Origin of the sequence: Marinobacter sp. F4206 (genome assembly GCF_019392195.1) — a bacterium.
Taxonomy (GTDB): domain Bacteria; phylum Pseudomonadota; class Gammaproteobacteria; order Pseudomonadales; family Oleiphilaceae; genus Marinobacter.
Genome location: NZ_JAHXKI010000004.1, coordinates 67,738 through 87,218, shown reverse-complemented (window position 1 = coordinate 87,218; position 19,481 = coordinate 67,738). Strand labels below are relative to the sequence as shown.

The window sequence follows — 19,481 nt, the reverse complement described above, 5'->3', positions numbered from 1 at the left end:
TACGCCTGCACCGGAACCTGTACAATCTTCTGATAATGCGTGCTTTTACGCATCCTTCAGCTATTTTTCAGTGACTGGCTCTGACTCATAATAGCGCGGCAGGGGAAGCCACCCAGACTCCCTATCCCGACTCTCACCAAGGCTCTGCCACCATGTCCAATCTCTTGCTCAGACAGGGTAAACCGACCGACCTCAATGACCTCGTCCAGCTGGAGAACCAATGTTTCACGGATGACCGGATTTCGCGACGCAGTTTCCGTCGGTTCCTCGAAATGCCAAGAGACCGGCTGATCGTCGCCACCCTCGATGATGAGCTGGTGGGATATTGCCTGGTGTTGATGAACGCGGCCACCCGGCTTGCCCGGATCTACTCCATTGCCGTCTCGCCGAAAGCCCGCGGCCGTGGTGCGGGTGAAAAGCTGGTGCGTGAGGCCGAACGAGAGGCAGCCAATACCGGCCGTATTGTCATGCGCCTGGAGGTACGGGAAGACAACCACCCCGCAATTAACCTCTACAAACGCCTGGGCTACCGCCAGTTTGGCACTTACCGGGATTACTACGAGGATCACGGGAACGCCCTTCGCTTCGAGCGCCGGATTCTGTTTTACGAACCCTCGAAACAGTTTTCCCCTGTGCCCTACTACCCACAGACAACCGATTTTTCATGCGGGCCCGCTGCCCTGATCATGGCCATGGCGGCACAGGATGAAAAGCAGCCGGTCACCACCCTGGAAGAGCTGAAACTCTGGCGTGAAGCGACCACCATCTTCATGCTGGCCGGCCATGGAGGCTGCGGCCCCCATGGACTGGCACTGTCAGCCTGGAATCGGGGCTTCGAGGCCAGCGCCTGGATCAGCAAGGAGGGCGCCCTGTTCAAGGACACCGTCAGAAACGAGGACAAGAAGCGAGTCCTGGAGCTGGTGCATGAGGGTTTTTTGCACGATATCGGCCAGACCGGCATTGCACTTCATCACGACCCCCTGACCCTCCAGGGCATGGAGCAGGCACTTCATCAGGGGCGGGTCCCCGTTATCCTTATCAGCACCTGGCAGCTGAACCGAAGCCGGGTTCCGCACTGGGTTACGGTGTGCGCGATAGACGATCAATTCGTCTATCTGCACGATCCGGAAATTGATGTCGACGCCGGCGAAACCATGGCCGACAAGCAATATCTGCCCATCGACCGGCGAATCTTCGACAAGATGTCCCGGTACGGCCGCCTGCAACCGTTGCAGGCGGCGGTCATCGTCGGGCCCAAACGAGACAACTGATCACCCGGTACGCAACGCGGCCTCTTTCAGGTCAGAAATCTCGTCCCTGATCCGGGCAGCAGTCTCGAAATCGAGGTCCGAGGCGGCTTTGTACATCTCGTCTTCAAGCCTTGACACCTCTTTAAGTACCTCTTCGGGTGACTTGTTGCCGGTCTTCACCCGGTACTTTTCCGCTTCCTCCGCGGCCTTCTGACCGGGCCGCTCGGCTTTGCGGCGGCCACGACCGCCACCACCGGCACCTTCCATAATATCGGCTATTTTCTTGTTCAGGCCCTGGGGCGTAATTCCATGCTCTTCATTGTGCTCGGTCTGTTTGGCACGCCGACGTGCGGTTTCATCAATGGCCTTCTGCATGGAACCGGTAATCCGGTCCCCGTAAAGAATTGCCTTGCCATGAACATTCCGCGCTGCGCGGCCAATGGTCTGGATCAATGAACGCTCAGACCTCAGGAACCCTTCCTTGTCAGCGTCCAGAATGGCCACCAGGGATACCTCTGGCATGTCCAGACCTTCCCGCAACAGGTTAATCCCGACCAGAACGTCGAACTCGCCCCGCCGAAGGTCTCGAATGATCTCAACCCGTTCCACGGTATCGATGTCCGAGTGCAGGTACCGAACCTTGATGTCGTGCTCCATAAGGAAGTCGGTGAGGTCTTCCGCCATCCGCTTGGTCAAGGTGGTTACGAGCACCCGCTCTTCGATCGAAACCCGCGCGTGAATCTCGGAGAGCAAATCGTCCACCTGTGTAGAAGCCGGGCGCACCTCAATTTCGGGGTCCAGCAAGCCGGTCGGTCTGACCACCTGCTCGACCACCTGCCCGGCGTGTTCCGCCTCGTAATGGGAGGGGGTCGCAGAGACAAAGATCATCTGGGGAGCAATGCGCTCCCATTCCTCGAAGCGCATTGGACGGTTATCCAGGGCCGAGGGTAACCGGAAACCATACTCCACCAGCGTTTCCTTCCGGGACCGGTCGCCCTTGTACATGGCACCGATCTGGGGAATAGTCACGTGGGATTCGTCCACCACCAGCAAGGCGTTCGGTGGCAGGTAATCAAACAGGGTTGGCGGCGCTTCACCGGGTCGACGACCGGACAGGTAGCGCGAGTAGTTCTCGATGCCGTTGCAATAGCCCAGCTCCATCATCATCTCGATATCGTAACGGGTTCGCTCCTCAAGCCGCTGGGCTTCCACCAGACGGTTGTTGTCACGCAGTTGCTGCAGGCGCTCGTCCAGCTCGACCCGGATATTTTCCACCGCATCGAGGACCGTCTGGCGGGGCGTCACATAGTGGGACTTCGGATAAATCGTGACCCGGGGCACCCGGCGCAACACCTCGCCGGTGAGCGGGTCGAAATAGCTGAGGTTCTCCACCTCGTCATCGAACAACTCAATGCGGATGGCCTCCTTCTCAGACTCTGCCGGGAACACATCAATCACATCCCCGCGAACCCGGTAGTTGGCCCGGTGAAACTCGACATCGTTGCGGGTGTACTGCAGTTCGGCCAGCCGACGCAGAATGAAGCGCTGGTCAATCTGGTCCCCGCGGTCAAGGTGCAGCATCATCTTCAGATAGGACTGGGGGTCACCAAGACCGTAGATCGATGACACTGTGGCCACGATGATCGCATCCGACCGTTCCAGCAGTGCCTTGGTCGCCGACAGCCGCATCTGCTCGATGTGCTCGTTGATCGAGGCATCTTTCTCGATGAACGTGTCGGACGATGGCACGTAGGCCTCAGGCTGGTAATAGTCGTAATAGGAGACGAAGTACTCGACCGCGTTGTTCGGGAAGAATTCGCGGAACTCGCCGTACAGCTGGGCGGCCAGTGTCTTGTTGTGCGCCATGATGATGGTCGGGCGCTGGATCTGCTCGACAACATTCGCAATGGTAAAGGTCTTGCCCGACCCGGTTACCCCCAACAACGTCTGGTGTGCCAGGCCTGACTGAATACCATCAACCAGCCCTTCAATAGCCTTGGGCTGATCACCGGCAGGCTTATAGGGCGAATCAACCTTGAACACACCCTCTTTGTCAGCACTGGACTCATTTTTGGCCATAATAGGCGGACAACCTCCGGTTTTGACAGCGACGGCCTGTCAGCAGGCCCCCTACCATCGAGAAATTTAGCGTTACGCCGGCTTCATGATACCATCAGTTCGATCGACGGCTGGGCGAAATTCAGCCAGCTCTGCGGCTCATTCACCGATTCCCGGCCGATCGCAGCCCTATCAGACGCAGCTTTAAGGAGCGCAAGTTTGGACCTTCAACTTTCCAGCCGAGTACAGGCTATCAAGCCCTCTCCCACCCTCGCAGTCACCAACAAGGCCGCGGAACTCCGCGCAGCCGGCCAGGACATCATTGGCCTCGGTGCAGGCGAGCCGGACTTCGATACCCCCGATCACATTAAACAGGCGGCCATTGAGGCCATCAACAACGGGCAGACCAAGTACACTGCTGTGGATGGTACGCCGGCCCTGAAGAAAGCGATTATTGCGAAGTTCAAGCGGGACAACGGCCTGGATTACGAAGCCAACCAGATACTGGTATCCAGTGGTGGCAAACAGAGCTTTTTCAACCTCGCACTTGCCACCCTGAACCCTGGTGATGAAGCCATCATTCCGGCCCCTTACTGGGTGTCCTACCCGGACATGGTGCTGGTCGCCGAGGGTAAGCCGGTGATCATCGAGACCGGGGCGGATACCCGCTTCAAGATCACCCCCGAGCAGTTGGAGAACGCCATCACTGAGCGTACCCGCCTGTTCGTGATCAACAGCCCGTCCAACCCCAGTGGCATGGCTTATACCCTGGAAGAGTTGCAGGCCATCGGCGAGGTGCTGAAAAAGCACCCCAACATCATGATCGCCACCGATGACATGTATGAGCCGATTCTCTGGACCGGCAAACCGTTCTGCAACATCCTGACCGCCACACCGGAACTGTACGACCGCACTTTCGTGCTCAACGGTGTCTCCAAGGCCTATTCCATGACAGGCTGGCGTATCGGCTATGCTGCCGGACCGGCGAAGATCATTGGCGCCATGAAGAAAATCCAGTCCCAGAGCACCTCAAACCCGGCTTCCATCTCCCAGGCGGCGGCAACCGCTGCCCTGGATGGCGACCAGGCTTGTGTAGGCGAGATGGTCAAGGCCTTCAAGGAGCGTCACGACTGGCTGGTCGAGGCCCTGAACCAGTTGCCGGGTGTGGAGTGCCTGAACGGTGACGGAACCTTCTACGTGTTCCCGAGTTTCCAGGGCGCCATTGATGCCGACGCCAACGTCAGCTCCGATGTCGAGTTCGCCGAGAAACTGCTGACCGATGCCGGCGTGGCACTGGTGCCGGGCTCTGCTTTTGGCTGCCCGGGGCACATGCGACTGAGCTTTGCCACCAGCATGGACAACCTGAAAAAGGCTATCGAGCGTCTTCAGAAAGCGCTTGGCTAAAAAGTTCCGGTCAGGGGTTGACGGGGCGGTATTGCCAACTTAATATACGCGCCTCGTCACACGACGACGTTCCCCGATAGCTCAGTTGGTAGAGCAACGGACTGTTAATCCGTTTGTCGCTGGTTCGAGCCCAGCTCGGGGAGCCACTATTCGAAAAAGCCGCTGATTCCTTGAATCAGCGGCTTTTTTCTTTTCCGGCCAGGCGAGATACGGGCGACTCAGAGAGCCGCCACCTCCTGATGAATCGCCTCCAGTGCCGCCAGCGGATCGGAAGCCTGGGTAATCGGCCGGCCTATCACCAGATAGTCACTGCCAGCCCGCAAGGCATCACTCGGCGTCATGATCCGTTGCTGATCCCCCTTCGCTGCACTCAGCGGGCGAATACCCGGCGTGATCAACTGGAAATCAGCACCCTGCTCAGCCTTCAGGGCCGGCGCTTCCTGGGCCGAACACACAACACCATCCAGCCCACAATTTCGGGTCAGGGTCGCAAGCCGGGACACATGGGCCTCCGGCGATTCGCTGATGCCGATCCCAGCCAGGTCTTCAGCACTCATACTGGTCAGAACCGTTACCGCGATCAGCAGTGGACGGCCTGCGCCGAAAGGCTCCAGACGCTCCCGGCAGGCCGTCATCATGTTCTCGCCGCCCGAGGCATGCACATTCACCATCCACACCCCCAGGTCTGCAGCAGCGGCAACGGCGGCGCTTGTGGTATTGGGAATATCGTGGAATTTCAGGTCAAGGAAGACTTCAAAGCCTCGTCGCTGAAGGCCCTGAACCAGCTGGGGCCCAGACCGGGTGAACAACTCCTTGCCCACCTTCAGACGACATTTGGCCGGATCCAGTTTTTCCACCAGTTCCAGGGCGGGAGTCTCGGAGGGAAAATCCAGCGCGACGATAATCTTCGGATCGTTAGCGATTTGCACGTTCAATGTCCTGCAGAATGTCAGAAAGGTTATTCGGCTTCAACGCCCTGGATGGGGCGGACGGTTTCCCATTGCTTGCAGCTTGGACACAGCCAATGCAACTGCTGGCCAGAAAAGCCACAATTCGCGCAACGGTATATTGGACGATTGGAGAGGATGAGATGACCAATCCGGCTGACAAGCCGGCCCTCGTCCGTGGTCATACCTTTTTCGTAACCGGCCATCTCAACCAGTCGAAGCAGACCCCGAACGCTGGGGCGAGTCTCAAGCTCCCGCCGCAACAGGTCGATGGCAGCTGGACGGCCAGAGGACCGCTCTACGGACTCAACGAGAGCCAGAAGCAGACTGGTGCCGGGATATTTCTCATAGAGCTTACGCAGCTTTTTGCCAAGACGACGCACGTCGCCATGCTCATGCTCCAGCCGCATCAGGCGATCAACCGCCTCAGGACCAAATTCCGGATTCTGGTCAAACACTTTGAGACTCTGGTTTGCCGCCTCCCGGAAACTGCCCTGACGAATCTGCAGCTTCATCAGAATAAGGGTTGCCCTGACACAGGACTGATCGTAATCCAGAGCCTCCTTAGCCAGCTTCTGAGCCGCCCAACGATCATCGTGCCGCAACGACTCTTCCGACAGTTCACAGGTAATGTACGCCAGTACCTTGAACATTCCCGGGTCGGCATCTCCTTTGGTGAGCGCCCGAGCCACATCAGCGGCCTTGCCCCACTCCTTTTCCTGCTGATAAACCTCAATCAACTGCAGCGCCGATGTGCGGCCATAGTCCCGGTCGCCCATCAATTGATGCAGCAAGGCTTCAGCTCGGTCGAGGAGACCAGCATTGAGGTAATCCTTGGCGAGTTCGAGGGTTACCTGTGGCGAAAAGCGGGTCGGCAATTCCGGTCGGGCCAGAAGGTTCTGATGAATCAGGATGGCTCGTTCCGTCTCGCCTTTCAGGCGGAAATGACTACCGATGGAGAGGTGCAGGCTAACCGTATCCTTGTTCACTGCAAGGGACTGAACAAAATTCTCAACGGCCTGGTCGGAGTAATTGGTAAAAAGAAACTGAAGACGATCGCGCACCGAATCTTCGTCGGCGATGGTTTTTTTGGTCCTGCGACCATTGCTACCTAGCCTGCCGGCTAACCAGCCGGCCGCGACCGCCACGGTGAGCAGCAGCCACTGAAGCACTATATCCATTAAAGAGTCCGGTCGTTCTGGGCCCTGGATTTCTCCAATGCCTGCTCGGCACGATCAAGTCGTTTCTGAAGGGTTCGCCGGGAGACTGAGGTACGAACAGTTGCCAGCATTGTTATCAGCACACCGACAAGCGCACCGATCACAAATGCCATGATAATCCAGACAGCCACTCCATGGGGCTGGGTTTCGAACAACAGAAAGTTGAGCGAAACGGCCATCTGATTATTGAGTGAAAACACCAGCGCAAGCAGGATAAGGACCAGCACCAACAGAATAATAAGAATTTTCTGCAATCCTGCCATAGCGATAGAGCTCCCACTTGGGCTTTGGAAAAACCCGGATTATACCCGTTCCCCGATCTGGCGTCAGAAGCCTTTTTTCAAGCTATCGTTAACCTGCTCACGCAACTCCTTGCCCGGCTTGAAATGAGGCACAAACTTGGCGGGCAACTGAACCGCTTCACCGGTCTTGGGATTCCGTCCGGTGCGAGCAGCCCTGTGATGCAGGGAAAAACTGCCAAAGCCCCGGATTTCAATTCTCTGACCATCGGCGAGGGACTGGGACATATGTTCAATGATGGTCTTTACAGCCAGCTCTACATCTTTAACGGAAAGCTGAGTTTGCTTGGACGCAATCAGCTCGACCAGTTCGGACTTCGTCATGAGGCGTTTCCCTCTTTCTTTATTATTCGGCCGTCGATTACCGGACTCTCATGACTACCAGTTTAGCCAAACCAAAAAAAAACACAAAAAAAACGGGCTCTTAGAGCCCGTTTTTTTCTTACCAACCTAAGATATCAATCTTTGTTGGCGTTTTGCTGCTGCATCTGCTCTTTGATGAGATCACCAATGGTGGTCGCACCAGAAGATTCAGCCGCCTTGGCCCGCACACCTTCCAGTGCCTGCTTGTCGTCCTCGACATCCTTGGACTTAACAGACAGGTTGATGATGCGGTTCTTGCGATCGATGCTGATAATCTTCGCTTCGACTTCTTCGCCTTCCTTCAGCGCGTTGCGTGCATCTTCAACACGGTCACGACTGATTTCTGAGGCCTTCAGTACGGCTTCAACTTCGTCGTTCAGGGCGATGGTCGCAGCCTTGGCATCAACAGCAGAGACAGTGCCCTTAACGATGGAGCCCTTGTCGTTCAGCTGAACAAACTCGGCGAACGGATCGCTCTCGAGCTGTTTGATACCCAGGGAGATACGCTCGCGCTCCGGATCAACAGACAGGATAACGGTTTCAACTTCGTCACCCTTCTTGTATTCACGAACCGCTTCTTCGCCAGTCTCGTTCCAGCTGATGTCAGACAGGTGAACCAGACCGTCGATGCCACCGTCCAGACCGATGAAGATACCGAAGTCAGTGATTGACTTGATCTTACCGGAGATACGGTCGCCCTTGTTGAAATTGCTGGAGAAATCTTCCCACGGGTTGGAAACGCACTGCTTGATACCCAGGGAGATACGACGACGCTCTTCGTCGATATCCAGAATCATCACTTCCACTTCGTCGCCAACCTGCACGACTTTGGACGGATGGATGTTCTTGTTGGTCCAATCCATTTCGGAAACGTGAACCAGACCTTCAACACCCTCTTCCAGCTCCGCGAAGCAGCCGTAATCGGTCAGATTGGTAACGCGCGCCTTGACCCGGCTGTTTTCCGGGTAGCGACCCTTGATATCAACCCAGGGATCTTCACCCAGCTGCTTCAGGCCGAGCGATACACGGTTACGCTCACGATCAAACTTCAGAACCTTGACGCTGATCTCATCGCCCACATTCACGATTTCGCTCGGATGCTTGATGCGCTTCCAGGCCATATCGGTAATGTGCAGCAGGCCGTCAACCCCGCCCAGATCTACGAACGCGCCGTAGTCGGTCAGGTTCTTGACGATACCTTTGATTTCCATACCTTCGGTCAGGGTTTCCAGCAGAGCTTCACGCTCAGCGCTGTTTTCAGCTTCCAGAACGGCGCGGCGGGAAACAACCACGTTGTTACGCTTCTGGTCCAGCTTGATAACCTTGAACTCGAGTTCTTTGTTCTCCAGGTGCGCGGTATCGCGGACCGGACGAACATCTACCAGAGAGCCGGGCAGGAAGGCGCGGATGCCGGCCAGATCGACGGTAAAACCACCCTTGACCTTGCCATTGATAACACCCTTAACAACTTCTTCCGCTTCGAAGGACTTTTCCAGTACCTTCCAGGCTTCGGCACGCTTGGCCTTCTCACGAGACAGACGGGTTTCCCCGAAGCCGTCTTCAACAGCATCGAGAGCTACATCGACAACGTCGCCGATAGCAATTTCCAACTCGCCTTTTTCGTTGAGGAACTGGGAGGCGGGGATAACGCCTTCGGACTTCAGTCCGGCGTTAACGGTGACCCAGTCGCTGTCGACGTCAACTACGGTTCCCTGGACGATGGAACCCGGTTGCATGTCAATTTCTTTCAGGCTTTCTTCAAAAAGATCCGCAAAGCTCTCGCTCATTATGTGTCCTATGTGATCAACGCAAGTTTACTCCGTGCTACCAGCAACACGGTCTGTTAGTCATGTCCGGATACGGCCAGTGGCTGGCCGATAACGCCATATCCGGCATTTCAACGACGAAAAGGTGCAGTCAGGCCTGACCTGCTGCGGCCATACACCTGTCTAACACCTCTTCTATACTCAAACCCGTAGAATCAATGACTTGCGCATCATCTGCAGGCTTGAGAGGGGCTGCGGAACGGTTCATATCCCGTTCGTCACGAACCCGTATCTCCTCTAAAAGGGCATCAATGTTAACATCGACACCCGCGTCCTTCAACTGGCTAAATCGTCTTCGGGCACGCTCCTCGGCACTGGCGGTCAGGAAAATCTTGACCGGTGCATCTGGAAAAACGACGGTGCCCATGTCGCGGCCATCGGCAACCAGCCCGGGCGGCTTCCGGAAATCCCGTTGCCGCTGCAACAACGCATCGCGAACCGGCTGCATAACGGCAACCCGCGAGGCATTGTCACCACAGGTCTCGGTCCGGATTTCCGAGGTTACATCCTCCCCCGCCAGAACCACTTTCGCCGGTTCTCCAGCCGGCGTCGGCTCGAACGCCACATCCAGGGAGGCCGCAACACCAACCAGGCCGGCCTCATCATCCAGGGACACCGCCTGGCGCATCGCCGCGAGGGCAGTCAACCGGTAGAGCGCCCCACTGTCCAGAAGATGAAATCCGAGTTTCTTTGCCAGCATTTGGGTAATCGTGCCTTTACCGGACCCGCCAGGGCCGTCGACGGTAATGACTGTCGCTTCGCCCCCCGACATTACTCCTCCCCCTCGGCTGAAATATGAATCCCGGTGTTACGGGCCAGCTCCACGAACCCCGGAAACGATGTGGCCACATTGGCGCAATCCGTGACTTCAATCTCGCCCTTCGCCCGCAGCGATGCCACCGCGAAGGACATGGCAATTCGGTGATCTCCGTGACTGTTGACCGTCCCACCACCCATGGACTGACCACCCTCAATAACAATGCCGTCCGGCGTCACCGTGGTTTCGACACCCAGCGCAGCGAGCCCATCGGCCATCACCTGAATCCGATCACTCTCCTTCACCCGCAGCTCTTCCGCGCCGCGCAGTACCGTGCGACCCTTCGCGCAGGTTGCTGCGATAAACAGCACCGGAAACTCGTCAATCGCCAGCGGTACCTGATCCTCGGGAATATCGATACCCTTGAGCTCTGCCGCCCGAACGCGCAGGTCCGCAACCGGCTCGCCACCGATCTCGCGCTCATCCAGCACCTCAATATCAGCGCCCATCAGGCGTAGAATGTTAATCACCCCTACTCGAGTGGGGTTCATTCCCACGTGTCGGAGCACAAGGTCAGAGCCGGGTGAGATACTGGCGGCAACCAGGAAAAACGCCGCGGAAGAGATATCCGCCGGGACGTCAATATTGGTGGCTGCGAGTTCTCCGCCGCCACTGACGCTGGCCGTCGCGCCATCGCGATGCACGTGGTATCCGAAGCCCGCGAGCATGCGCTCGGTGTGATCACGAGTCGGAGCCGGTTCGGTTACAGAGGTGCTGCCTTCGGCATAAAGGCCGGCCAGTAACAGACAGGATTTCACCTGCGCGCTGGCGACCGGCATTTCGTAATGAATACCGGTCAGGCGCTGACCACCGCGAATTTTCATGGGGGGTCGACCGCCCTCGGCCGTGTCGATTACGGCACCCATGGCCCGCAACGGATCCGCCACGCGCCCCATCGGACGTTTTGAAAGGCTGGCATCACCCGTCAGCTCGGAATCAAACGGCTGCGCCGCCAACAACCCGGCGAACAAACGCATGGCGGTGCCGGAGTTGCCCAGGTAGAGCGGGCCACGAGGCGCTTGCAGCCCATTGACGCCAACACCGTGAATACGCACGAACCCGTCATCAGGCCCCTCAATGGTGACGCCCATATCCCGGAATGCCTGCAGGGTGGCGAGGCTGTCTTCGCCTTCCAGAAAGCCTTTCACCTCGGTGATGCCATCCGCCAGCGCGCCCAGCATTATCGAACGGTGGGACATGGATTTATCACCCGGAACCCGGATATCGCCGGAAACGGCGCCGCCGGGCTGAAGACGGAACGTTACCTGTTTCTCACTGTTGTTTGTCACGTAAGACTGTCCTGAAAGCATCTTTGAAAAGTGTTCCCGCGCCGCCTTGGCGCGACTGAAAACCCGCAGCAACGTAGCGCTGTCCTGATTGGCAATTGCCTCACGCAGCTGATCAAGATCATGGGTAAAATGATCAATCACCCGGAGCACTGCATCCCGGTTCGAGAGAAAAATATCGTGCCACATGACCGGATCACTGGCAGCAATCCGGGTAAAATCGCGGAAACCACCGGCAGCGTAACGGAAGATGTCCATGTTCTCATCTTCACCGGCCAGGGTATCCACCAGGGAGAAGGCAATCAGGTGCGGGAGGTGACTGGTCGCCGCCAGAACTTCATCGTGATAGGCCACCGACATGGTCAGCACGGTGGCACCGCAACCTTCCCAGAGGCTCTTTAAACTCGCCAGGGCGGTCGGACTGGCCTGATCGCCCGGCGTCAGAATAACCTTGTGCCGGGCAAACAGATCCGGATTGGCCGCCCGGATACCGCTTTTCTCCGAACCGGCAATGGGATGGCCGGGAATAACCTGCGGCGACAGTTCACCGAAGACAGCCTGCACATCGGAAACAAAACTGGACTTGGTGCTACCGACGTCGGTCAGCACGGCGTCCTTGCCAAGCCAGGGCTGTATTTCCGCCAGCACAGCCCGCGTTGCCCGAACCGGTACCGCCAGAACCACCAGATCACTGCCTCTTACTGCGGCTTCTATCGAGACGGCTGCTTCATCAATAATACCCAGCTCTCGGCCAAGAGCGAGCTCGTCGGCACGCTTATCCGCCCCAACGACGACCCGTGCCAACCCGTTACGCCGGATGGCGCAGGCCAGGGAACCGCCAATCAGGCCAAGGCCGATGATCGCGACACGCTCGAAAACGGGCTGCTGATCAGACACCCGCGGCTCCCTGCCCCGCCGATTTCAGCGACTGTTCCAGAGCTTCGATGAATCGTGCGTTCTCCTCGGGCAACCCAACCGATACTCGCAGATGGTCCGGCATGCCGTAACCGGCAACCGGGCGGACGATGACGCCATGGGCGAGGAGTGACTGATAGATTTCCTGGGCCCGCTCACCGACATCAACGGCAACAAAATTACCGGCTGACGGAATATAGCCAAGGCCAAGCCGATCGAACGCCTGCTCCAACTGTTGAAGGCCCGCGGCGTTTACTGCGCGGGAACGCTCCAGGTAATCTTCATCGTCCAACACCGCGGTTGCCGCCGCCAGGGCCAGCGTATCAACATTGAACGGCTGACGAACGCGGTTGAGAATATCGGCAATCGCCGGTGAACAGATGGCGTAGCCGACCCGTAGCGCTGCCAAACCCCAGGCCTTGGAGAAGGTCCTGCAGACGATGAGATTAGGGAACCGGCTCAGGAGTTCAACGCCATCGGGGTATTGATCACCCTGGAGGTACTCGCAATAGGCTTCGTCGAGAACCACGAGAACATGGGCAGGAATCTTTTCCAGGAACGCTTCGATGGCTCCGGCTTCGTGCACCGTACCGGTCGGGTTATTCGGATTCGCGACGAAAATCAGGCGCGTGCAATCGTTCACCGCAGCAGCCATGGCATCAAGATCATGCCCCCATTCCTTCGCAGGCACCGATACACCCCTGGCACCGATGGCCTGAGTCACCAGAGGGTAAACAGCGAACGCATATTGGGAAAAGATGACTTCCGAGTCCCGGTCCGCAAAACAGCGGGCAATCACTTCCAGCACATCGTTGGACCCGTTACCCAGAGTAATCTGATCCATACCGACGTCGAATCGGGCTGCCAGTGCCTGCTTCAGGTCAAATCCATTGCCATCGGGATACAGGCACAGCTCAGGCAGCGCCTCCCTGACCGCGGCAAGGGCTGTATCACTGGGCCCCAGAGGGTTCTCGTTGCTCGCCAGCTTGACGATTTCGGCCGGATTCAGGCCCAGTTCTCGGGCCAGTTCGTCAATCGGTTTACCCGGCTGGTAGGGGGACAGCGCCTGAACCCCTTTCACTGCCAGGCTCTGGTAATCAATCGCCATAGCCTTACCTCGTTCTTTGCCTGAACACCGCGAACCTAGAGCACACCAATCGGATAGGAACCCAGCCGCTTGAGTTCGACCGCCTCATCGTCCACTTCCGCCAACAGATTACGGACCGGCTCGTCTTCCATATGCCCTTCAAAATCGATGTAAAAGACATACGCCCAGGTACCGCTGGGCGAGGGTCGCGTTTCGATCCTCGTCAGACTGATACCGTGCTGGTGGAATGGCTCCAGAAGCTGGTAGAGAGCACCGGGTTTATTGCGCATCGAGACCAGAATCGAGGATTTATCGTGCCCGCTTGCCGGAACTTCCTCACGGCCGATAATCAGGAATCGCGTGGTATTGTCCGGACGGTCTTCAATGCTGCTCGCCAGCTTTTCCAGACCGTAGAGTTCCGACGCCATATCGCCGGCAATGGCCGCTGCGCCAGACTCTTCCGCCGCGCGCCGAGCTGCCTCGGCATTGCTGGACACCGTAATGCGCTCAATACCATAGCGATGGGTGTCCAACCACTGACGACACTGGGCAAAGGATTGCTGATGGGAGTAGATCCGGGTGATTTCCTGATCCTTGTGTTTCGGCGACACCAGCAGGTGATGATGAATTCGCAGCTGAACCTCACCACATATTTTCAGCGGCGACGACATGAACATATCCAGGGTATGGTTGATCATTCCCTCGGTAGAGTTCTCGACGGGCACCACCCCGTAGTGAGCGGCGCCCGACTCCACCTCCCGAAAGACCGCATCAATCGCCGGCAGCGGCACACTGATCACAGAGTGGCCAAAATGTTTCAGGGCCGCGGCCTGAGTGAACGTCCCCACCGGGCCGAGGAACGCGATGTGCATCGGTTTTTCCAATGCCAGGCACGCCGACATGATCTCACGGAACAGTCGCGCCATTTCTTCCGCAGACAGCGGGCCGGGATTCTGCTCCTTGATGCGGCGAAGTACCTGCGCTTCCCGCTCAGGGCGGTAGAAGAAGACATCCTGCTGCGGATTGGAGTTCATTTTGACGTGCGCCACTTCCTGGGCACAGCGGGCCCGGGCACTGATCAGATCCATAATCTGCTGATCAAGGCTGTCGATCTCGTCCCGAAGCTCGCCGAGGCGAATTTGCTCGTCACTCATGCTTAGCCACGCTCCCTGGCAAATTCCGCCATGTACTGGATCAGGGCATCAACGCCTGCTTCCGGCATGGCGTTGTAGATGCTGGCGCGCATGCCACCAACGGAGCGATGCCCCTTCAGGTTCAGCAAGCCACGGGCATCCGCACCTTTGAGGAAGTCGCCATTGAGTGCATCGTCCGCCAGGGTAAACGGAATGTTCATCCAGGAACGGAAACGGGGATCGATGGGGTTGGCGTAAAAATCATTGGCATCAATGAAGTCGTACAACTTCGTCGCCTTGCGGTGGTTGATCCGGCCCATGGCTTCCACGCCACCCTGACCTTTCAGCCATTGGAACACCAACCCGGCGAGATACCAGGAATAAGTCGCCGGGGTGTTGTACATGGAATCGTTATCGGCCATGACCTGGTAGTTCATCATTGTCGGCGTTTCCTGGCGGGCCTTGCCGAGCAAATCCTTACGAATAGCCACGACGACCAGTCCGGACGGACCGATGTTTTTCTGGGCGCCGGCGTAGATGAGACCAAATTTCGAGAAATCCATCGGGCGCGACAGCATGGTAGATGACATGTCCGCCACCAACGGAACGTTGCCGCTATCTGGAATGAAGTCGTACTCCAGACCACCGATGGTTTCGTTCGGCGTATAGTGCAGATACGCGGCATCGGCATCGAGCTGCCAGCTGGAAACATCCGGAATGGTGGTAAAACCGGATTCTTCCGAGCTTGCAACCACATTCACGTTGCCATAGCGCTTTGCTTCGGCAATCGCCTTCTTGGACCAGATCCCGGTATTCACATAATCCGCAGACGTCTTCTCTCCCAGGAGATTGAGCGGGATGGTGGCAAACTGACTCGAAGCTCCGCCCTGCATAAAAAGTACGGCGTAATCATCTGATATGCCAGCCAATTCACGAAAATCCTTTTCAGCAGCTTCGGCAATCTGCACAAACTCGTCGCTGCGATGACTCATTTCCATCACAGACATGCCGGTACCGCGCCAATTCAGCATCTCTTCGCGTGCCTGCTGCAGCACGGGTTCCGGCAAGGTTGCCGGGCCTGCACAAAAGTTATACGCCCTACTCATGATCCTGTGATCTCTCAAGTCTTACTGATTCAGTCTTGTGGCAGTGCCGGCTTATTCCTCGCCGGCCCCCTCTTCAGGGCTGCTTTCACCGGAGACATCCGCGCCTTCTTCACCGTCGACTTCTTCATCGTCGGTTTCGGCAATACGCTCCACACCTACAAGGCGTTCGTCTTCCTGGCTCAGCTTGATCAGACGCACACCCTGGGTGTTCCGGCTCAGAACCGAGACCTCATCGGTACGGGTCCTTACCAGCGTGCCCTTGTCGGAGATCAGCATCATCTCATCGCCATCGAACAGCTGCAGTGCCGTCACCAGATTGCCGTTCCGCTCGGAACACTGCATCGCAATGACGCCCTGACTGCCCCGGCCGTAGGTCGGGAACTCATCAATCGCGGTCCGTTTGCCGTAGCCGTTTTCACTGGCGGTCAGAATCACACCGTCTTCCTGGGGAATAATCAGGGAAACAACGTGGTGCCCTTCCGGCATCTTGATACCGCGAACACCGCGGGCCGTCCGACTCATCGGGCGCACCGCTTCCTCATTGAAGCGGACGGCCTTGCCGGCGGTGGAGAACAGCATAACCTCGGCATCGCCTTCGGTAATGGCGGCGCCAATCAGCGTGTCACCTTCATCCAGGGACAGGGCGATCAAACCGCTGCTCCGGGGGCGGGAGAAGTTGGGCAGCGGGGTTTTCTTGACCACGCCGGCAGAGGTCGCCATCAGTACAAACTGGTCTTCCGGATAGTCGCGGACCGGCAGGAAGGTAGTGATCCGTTCGCCCTCGTCCAGCGGCAGGATGTTCACCATCGGTCGACCGCGGGACGCACGGCTGGCACGGGGGATTTCGAACACCCGCAGCCAGTAGACCTTGCCGCGGTTGGAAAAGCACAGAATGGTGTCATGGGAGTTGGCCACCAGCAGCTTTTCGACAAAATCCTCATCCTTCATGGACGTAGCTGCCTTGCCTCGACCACCACGGCGCTGGGCCTGATAGTCTTCAACGGCCTGGGTCTTCGCGTAACCGCTGTGCGAAATCGTCACAACCAGGTCTTCTTCGTCGATCAGATCCGCGATAGTAAGGTCGCGGCGAGAGCTGGTGATTTCGGTGCGGCGCTCGTCACCGAATTCGGTCACGATGGCTTCCAGTTCCTCGCGAATGACCTGCATCAGGCGGTCCGGATCGCCCAGAATGTCCAGCAGATCAGCGATCTTGTCCAGGATTTCCTTGTACTCGTTCTGCAGCTTCTCGGTTTCCAGACCCGTCAGGCGATGCAGACGCAAGTCCAGAATGGCCTGGGCCTGCTCCGGCGACAGGTGATACAACCCTTCACGCAGGCCATAGATCTCCGGCAGGTCGTCCGGCCGGCACGCGTCCTCACCGGCGCGTTCCAGCATGGCCAGAACATCACCGGGTGACCAACCCTTGTCCATCAGCTTTTCTTTGGCTTCCGTCGCCGACGGCGAAGCCTTGATCAGCTCAATGATTTCATCGATGTTCGCCAGGGCAACGGTCAGACCTTCGAGAATGTGACCCCGCTCCCTTGCCTTGCGCAGCTCGAAAATGGTCCGGCGGGTCACCACTTCACGGCGGTGACGCACGAACGCATCCAGCATTTCCTTCAGGTTGAGGGTCTTCGGCTCACCATTGATCAGCGCAACCATGTTGATACCAAACACGGTTTCAAGCTGCGTCTGGGCAAACAGGTTGTTGACGATAACGTCCGGGTTCTCACCGCGACGCAACTCGATCACCACCCGGATGCCTTCCTTGTTGGATTCGTCCCGGAGTTCGGAAATGCCCTCAAGACGCTTCTCTTTCACCAGCTCGGCGATCTTCTCGATCAACCGTGCCTTGTTCAGCTGGTACGGCAGCTCGGTGATGATGATCGCATCGCGATTAGTCTTGTTGTCGTGCTCAATTTCATGGCGGGCACGGATGTAAATGCGGCCACGGCCGGTGCGATACGCCTCAACGATGCCGGCGCGACCATTGATGATGCCCTGCGTCGGAAAGTCCGGACCGGGAATAAACTCCATCAACTCGTCGACGGTCAGGTCCGGGTTATTGATCAGTTCCAGACAACCGTTAACCACCTCGGTCAGGTTGTGGGGAGGAATATTGGTCGCCATACCGACGGCAATACCGGAAGAACCATTGACCAGCAGATTGGGAACCCGGGTCGGCAACACATCAGGAATACGCTCGGTGCCGTCGTAGTTATCGACATAATCCACCGTTTCCTTCTCAAGATCCGCCAGCAGCGAGTGCGCGACCTTCTCCATCCGGATCTCGGTGTAACGCATGGCTGCCGCGTTATCACCGTCGATGGAACCAAAGTTACCCTGACCATCGACCAGCGGGTACCGGAGAGAAAACGGCTGAGCCATACGAACGATGGTGTCGTAGACCGCAGAGTCACCGTGAGGGTGGTATTTACCGATAACATCACCCACCACACGGGCGGATTTCTTGTAGGCCTTGTTCCAGTCGTTGTTCAGTTCGGACATGGCGAACAGAACCCGCCGGTGTACCGGCTTGAGGCCATCCCTCACGTCCGGCAGAGCCCGGCCAACGATGACGCTCATGGCGTAGTCGAGGTAGGACTGTTTTAGCTCATCTTCAATATTTACCGGCAGGATCTCTTTGGCTAACTCACCCATCGAGAAAGGTTCCTTTGCGTTATCTGGAAGTCGTGTCAGGGCCGTTTCCGGGCCCCCTAGTTATTCTTCAACAAGCCGCCAAGTCTACCACAATCGCACCCGCACCGGGGCAACTGTGAGACGGCCTCAATCAAACACCACGGTCTTGTTTTCATAGGTGATCACGCGATCCTCGATATGAGACCGCAGGCCACGTGCCAGCACGTTCTTCTCCACATCTTTGCCCAGGCGCACCATGTCTTCAATGGAATCGCTGTGGGTGATGCGAATGACGTCTTGCTCAATGATCGGCCCTTCGTCCAGATCCTGAGTCACGTAGTGACAGGTCGCACCAATCAGCTTCACACCCCGGCTGTAGGCCTGGTGATACGGGCGGGCCCCGGCAAATGAGGGCAAAAAGCTGTGGTGGATATTGATGACCTTGCCGGCATGCCGGGCGCAAAGCTCGGCGGGAAGGATTTGCATGTAACGGGCCAGAACGACCACATCGGCATCGTACTGCTGGAAAAGTTCGTCGATATGGGCGAACGCCTCGGCCTTGTTTTCCTTGCTCACCGGCACATGGTGATAGGGAATTTCATGCCATTCGACCATACGGCGAAGATCGTCGTGGTTGGAAATCACCGCTACGATCTCGGCATTAATTTCCTTGCTGTGCCAGCGGTACAGCAGGTCGGCCACACAATGGGATTCCTTGCTGCACATGAGAATAACTTTCTTGGGCTGGGCCGAATCCGCGATGTGCCAGTTCATGTCGAATTCGCGGGCAATGGGCTCGAACGCCGCACGGAACTGGTCAAGGCCAAAGGGAATGGAACTGGCCTTGATCTCGTGGCGCATGAAGAACCAGCCGGTGTGGGTATCCGAATGGTGACTCGCCTCGGTAATCCAGCCATTGTAGGTGGACAGAAAATTACTCACCTTGGCGACAATTCCGACCCGGTCGGGGCAGGAAATCACAAGACGATAGGTATGCTCCATGGAAGCCTTTCCTTCAACTAAAATCCGGGAAAGCAGGTGCGCAGGGGAATCACTGGCGGAAACTCGACAGGTTGACGTTACGCACCTATTAAAATGACCGGCTATCATAGCCTATCTCGACGTCAGAA

Annotated in this window: 15 protein-coding genes and 1 tRNA gene; 3 read left to right on the top strand and 13 right to left on the bottom strand. The window is 57.3% G+C overall.

Annotated elements, in window-relative coordinates; all coding sequences use genetic code 11:
• Positions 1 to 152: 152 nt before the first annotated feature.
• The gene (gene rimI, locus KZO34_RS16370; RefSeq protein ID WP_219477931.1) at positions 153 to 1,271 is read left to right on the top strand and encodes a ribosomal protein S18-alanine N-acetyltransferase; all 1,119 of its coding nucleotides are present in this window, start codon (positions 153 to 155) and stop codon (positions 1,269 to 1,271) included.
• On the opposite strand, the gene uvrB is transcribed toward rimI, so the two are convergent.
• Positions 1,272 to 3,329 (bottom strand): excinuclease ABC subunit UvrB, encoded by a 2,058-nt coding sequence (gene uvrB / locus KZO34_RS16365; protein ID WP_219477930.1) that lies wholly within the window; start codon positions 3,327 to 3,329, stop codon positions 1,272 to 1,274.
• Between the two features lie 198 nt (positions 3,330 to 3,527).
• On the opposite strand from uvrB, the gene KZO34_RS16360 reads away from it, so the two are divergent.
• On the top strand, positions 3,528 to 4,712 hold the full coding sequence (locus tag KZO34_RS16360; RefSeq protein WP_219477929.1) for a pyridoxal phosphate-dependent aminotransferase: 1,185 nt from the start codon (positions 3,528 to 3,530) through the stop codon (positions 4,710 to 4,712).
• A gap of 70 nt (positions 4,713 to 4,782) precedes the next feature.
• Positions 4,783 to 4,858: transfer RNA gene (locus KZO34_RS16355), tRNA-Asn, on the top strand.
• Between the two features lie 72 nt (positions 4,859 to 4,930).
• On the opposite strand, the gene pyrF is transcribed toward KZO34_RS16355, so the two are convergent.
• The 12 genes from pyrF to purU form a co-directional block, all read right to left on the bottom strand.
• A complete protein-coding gene (gene pyrF / locus KZO34_RS16350) occupies positions 4,931 to 5,641 on the bottom strand; it encodes an orotidine-5'-phosphate decarboxylase (protein ID WP_219477928.1) in 711 nt (236 codons plus the stop codon).
• A 29-nt stretch (positions 5,642 to 5,670) separates the two neighbouring features.
• Complete coding sequence (gene lapB / locus KZO34_RS16345) at positions 5,671 to 6,840, bottom strand: lipopolysaccharide assembly protein LapB (protein ID WP_219477927.1); 1,170 nt, start codon at positions 6,838 to 6,840, stop codon at positions 5,671 to 5,673.
• On the bottom strand, positions 6,840 to 7,142 hold the full coding sequence (locus tag KZO34_RS16340) for a LapA family protein (protein WP_219477926.1): 303 nt from the start codon (positions 7,140 to 7,142) through the stop codon (positions 6,840 to 6,842). The genes lapB and KZO34_RS16340 overlap by 1 nt, the downstream gene beginning before the upstream one ends.
• 63 nt (positions 7,143 to 7,205) lie before the next feature.
• Positions 7,206 to 7,502: an integration host factor subunit beta gene (locus tag KZO34_RS16335; protein ID WP_007154691.1), complete on the bottom strand. Its 297-nt coding sequence runs from the start codon at positions 7,500 to 7,502 to the stop codon at positions 7,206 to 7,208.
• Positions 7,503 to 7,636: 134 nt separating this feature from the next.
• Positions 7,637 to 9,328, bottom strand: a complete 1,692-nt coding sequence (rpsA, locus tag KZO34_RS16330; RefSeq protein WP_219477925.1) for a 30S ribosomal protein S1 — start codon at positions 9,326 to 9,328, stop codon at positions 7,637 to 7,639.
• A 130-nt stretch (positions 9,329 to 9,458) separates the two neighbouring features.
• A complete protein-coding gene (gene cmk, locus KZO34_RS16325; protein ID WP_219477924.1) occupies positions 9,459 to 10,139 on the bottom strand; it encodes a (d)CMP kinase in 681 nt (226 codons plus the stop codon).
• Entirely contained in the window at positions 10,139 to 12,367 is a 2,229-nt protein-coding gene (locus tag KZO34_RS16320) for a bifunctional prephenate dehydrogenase/3-phosphoshikimate 1-carboxyvinyltransferase (RefSeq protein ID WP_219477923.1), read from the bottom strand. Before KZO34_RS16320 ends, cmk begins: the two co-directional genes overlap by 1 nt.
• Positions 12,360 to 13,493, bottom strand: coding sequence for a histidinol-phosphate transaminase (gene hisC / locus KZO34_RS16315; RefSeq protein WP_219477922.1), 1,134 nt, complete (start codon positions 13,491 to 13,493; stop codon positions 12,360 to 12,362). Before hisC ends, KZO34_RS16320 begins: the two co-directional genes overlap by 8 nt.
• A gap of 35 nt (positions 13,494 to 13,528) precedes the next feature.
• Positions 13,529 to 14,626 carry a prephenate dehydratase gene (pheA, locus tag KZO34_RS16310; protein ID WP_219477921.1) on the bottom strand — a complete coding sequence of 366 codons (1,098 nt, stop codon included), beginning with the start codon at positions 14,624 to 14,626 and terminating at the stop codon, positions 13,529 to 13,531.
• A 2-nt stretch (positions 14,627 to 14,628) separates the two neighbouring features.
• A complete protein-coding gene (gene serC / locus KZO34_RS16305) occupies positions 14,629 to 15,711 on the bottom strand; it encodes a 3-phosphoserine/phosphohydroxythreonine transaminase (protein ID WP_219477920.1) in 1,083 nt (360 codons plus the stop codon).
• Between the two features lie 51 nt (positions 15,712 to 15,762).
• Positions 15,763 to 18,372, bottom strand: a complete 2,610-nt coding sequence (gene gyrA / locus KZO34_RS16300; RefSeq protein WP_219477919.1) for a DNA gyrase subunit A — start codon at positions 18,370 to 18,372, stop codon at positions 15,763 to 15,765.
• Between the two features lie 126 nt (positions 18,373 to 18,498).
• Complete coding sequence (gene purU / locus KZO34_RS16295) at positions 18,499 to 19,353, bottom strand: formyltetrahydrofolate deformylase (protein ID WP_219477918.1); 855 nt, start codon at positions 19,351 to 19,353, stop codon at positions 18,499 to 18,501.
• Positions 19,354 to 19,481 lie beyond the last annotated feature (128 nt).